At 66.0% G+C, this 3,008-nt stretch carries 3 protein-coding genes; all 3 read left to right on the forward strand.

Annotated features, from left to right (window positions below; all coding sequences use genetic code 11):
- A partial coding sequence (gene otsB / locus PSV33_RS07145) for a trehalose-phosphatase (RefSeq protein WP_300560189.1) occupies positions 1–720 on the forward strand: 720 nt, incomplete at its 5' end.
- Positions 717–2,537 carry a glycoside hydrolase family 15 protein gene (locus PSV33_RS07150; protein ID WP_300560191.1) on the forward strand — a complete coding sequence of 607 codons (1,821 nt, stop codon included), beginning with the start codon at positions 717–719 and terminating at the stop codon, positions 2,535–2,537. The genes otsB and PSV33_RS07150, both read left to right, overlap by 4 nt.
- Before the next feature lie 127 nt (positions 2,538–2,664).
- Positions 2,665–3,008, forward strand: a 344-nt coding sequence (locus tag PSV33_RS07155) for a trehalose-6-phosphate synthase (protein ID WP_300560192.1), incomplete at its 3' end; no start/stop codon positions are given.

The raw sequence follows: 3,008 nt of genomic DNA on the forward strand, positions 1-3,008 counted from the left end.
CTTTTTCTGGACTTTGACGGAACCCTGGTTGAGCTGGCCGCCCGGCCCGAAGCCGTGCTCATTCCGCCCACGCTGACCAGCACGCTGGCAGCCCTGTACGGACAACTCGGCGGCGCGCTGGCGCTGGTCTCGGGCCGCCGCCTGAGCGACCTCGACGGTTTTCTGGCGCCCCTGCAGTTGCCTGCAGCCGTCGAACATGGCGGGCAGCGGCGCAATGCCAGCGGCCTGCTGATCAGCGCGCCGGCCACCGATCTGCGCCTTGCACTGGAGGCGGCTGAAGGGCTGCTGCAGCGCCATCCCGCGCTCCAGCTCGAGCGGAAAAATCTGGCCCTGAGCCTGCACTACCGGCATGCGCCGGATCTTGAGGACCTGTGCCTGCAGGTGATGCGTGAGGCCGTCGCACGCAGTCCCGGCTTGCAACTGATGCACGGCAAATGTGTGCTTGACCTGAAACCCATCGGGGTCAGCAAGGGCACGGCCATTGCGGCCTTCATGGACGAAGCCCCGTTTGCCGGCCGTGTTCCGGTGTTTGCCGGCGACGACGTCACCGACGAAGACGGCTTCGAACAGGTGCTGCGCATGGGCGGCCACGCGATCAAGGTCGGACCCGGGGCCACCCTGGCAAAACATCGCTGCGACAGCGTGGCCCAGCTGGCTCAATGGCTGCTGTCCGCACGGGCGCCCTCGCGCGAGAACGGGCCTGAACGGCGGCGCGCATGAGCATCCCCGTCCATTCCTCCAGCTTCACGGCGCCCGCGCCGCCTTCGCTCTCGCTGGGCGTGATCGGCAATTGCGCCTTCAGCGCGCTGGTCGATGCGCGCGCACGCATTGTCTGGTGCTGCCTGCCGCGTTTTGACGGCGACCCGGTCTTCAACGCCCTGCTGGACCCGAGCGACAACGGCAGCGCCTTTGCCATCGAGATCGAGAACTTCTCGCACAGCAAACAATGGTACGAACACAACACCGCGGTGCTGCGCACCCAGCTGTTCGACACCAGCGGCCAGGCGGTGGAGATCACCGACTTCGCGCCGCGTTTTTACCGGCGTTCACGGTTCTTCCGGCCCATGACTCTGGTGCGGCGGGTTCGCCCCCTCCACGGCGCACCGCGTATCCGTGTCTGCCTCGACATCCGTTACGACTGGGGCCGCAGCAAACCCGCCGTGACCCAGGGCAGCAACCACCTGCGTTATGTCGGCGACGCGCTGACCCTGCGCCTGAATACCGACGCGCCGATTGCCCATTTGCTGTCGCGCCAGCCCTTTGTGCTGACACGCGAGCACAACTTCCTGCTCGGGGCGGACGAGTCGCTGGCCGACGGCATTGCCGACACCGCGCGCCTGTTCGAAGAGGAAACCCTCTCCTACTGGCGCCGCTGGAGCCAGCGCCTGCACCTGCCGCTGGAGTGGCAGGAAGCGGTGATACGCGCGGCCATCACGCTCAAGCTCTCGCTGTTTGAAGACACCGGCGCCATCGTCGCCGCCATGACCACCAGCATTCCCGAAGCGCCCAACAGCGGGCGCACCTGGGACTACCGCTTCTGCTGGCTGCGCGACGCTTTTTTTGTGGTGCGCGCGCTCAACAGCCTGTCCGAAGTCGGCACCATGGAAGACTACCTGCGCTGGCTCAGCAACGTGGTGGTGCAGGCCGGCGGCGGCCATATCCAGCCCCTGTACGGCATCGGTCTGGAGCGCGAACTTCCCGAAGCCACCTATGGCCACCTGGGCGGCTACCGCAACATGGGGCCGGTGCGGGTGGGCAACCAGGCGCAGGAGCATTTCCAGCACGATGTGTACGGCAACGTGGTGCTGGGCGCGGCGCAGGCCTTCCACGACCACCGGCTGCTGCACCGCGCGGGCGAGGCCGAGTTTGTGCGGCTGGAAGCGGTGGGTGAACAGGCGGTACGCAACTACGACCAGCCCGACGCCGGCATGTGGGAGCTGCGCACACGCGCCCGGGTGCACACCTCGTCGGCGCTGATGTGCTGGGCCGCCTGCGACCGCCTTGGCAAGATCGCCGCCACACTGAAAAAACCGGACCGCTCGATCTACTGGCACGACCACGCCAACATCATGCGCGAGCGCATCCTGCGCGAATCCTGGAGCGAGGAGCGCCAGGCCTTTGCCGAAAGTTTCGGCGGCCGCGACCTCGACGCCAGCGTGCTGCTGATGATCGAGGTCGGTTTCATTGATCCGAAAGACCCGCGTTTTGTCGCCACCGTCGATGCGCTGGAAAAACACCTGTGTGACGGCCCCTACATGCGCCGTTATGAGGCGCCCGACGACTTCGGCAAGCCAGAGACGGCCTTCAACATCTGCACCTTCTGGCGCATCGACGCCCTGGCGCGCATCGGCCGCAAGGAGCAGGCGCGCGAAATTTTCGAAACCATGCTGGCAGCGCGCAACCATGTCGGCCTGCTGTCGGAGGACACCCACCCGGTGACCGGCGAGATGTGGGGAAACTTCCCGCAGACGTATTCGATGGTGGGCATCATCAATGCCGCAGTCCGGTTGTCTGCGCCGTGGGATAGCCAGGTATAGAAATGATGCCCCCACGCTTGTCACTTCGTGTACGTCGCTGCCCCCCGAGGGGGCGCTGCGCCTGCGGTCCGGCCCAGCCGGTTCTGCGGCCCCTGCTTGTCTTTAATTCCCCTCGGAGACTTGAACGATGAGCAGGCTCGTCGTCGTTTCGAACCGGGTTGCCGATCCGCGCAAGACGGCGGCAGGCGGCCTGGCCGTCGCCTTGGGTGATGCCCTGTCTGCCAATGGCGGCCTGTGGTTCGGCTGGAGCGGCACCATTGTCGAAGGCGGCACACCCGGCGAAGGCGACATGCACACCCAGCAGGCCGGCAATGTGACGCTGACCACCGTGGACCTGTGCCGGGAAGACCACGACAGTTATTACCTGGGCTACAGCAACGGCGTGCTCTGGCCGGTGTTTCATTACCGGCTGGACCTGGCCGACTTCGATGCCGGCTTCATCGGCGGCTACCGCCGCGTCAACCAGATGCT

It is taken from the genome of Polaromonas sp. (assembly GCF_029945895.1).
Classification (GTDB): domain Bacteria; phylum Pseudomonadota; class Gammaproteobacteria; order Burkholderiales; family Burkholderiaceae_C; genus Polaromonas.

Excerpts from the sequence above, each read along its gene's own strand:
- PSV33_RS07150 (WP_300560191.1), top strand. The coding sequence starts at position 717 with ATGAGCATCCCCGTCCATTCCTCCAGCTTCACGGCGCCCGCGCCGCCT.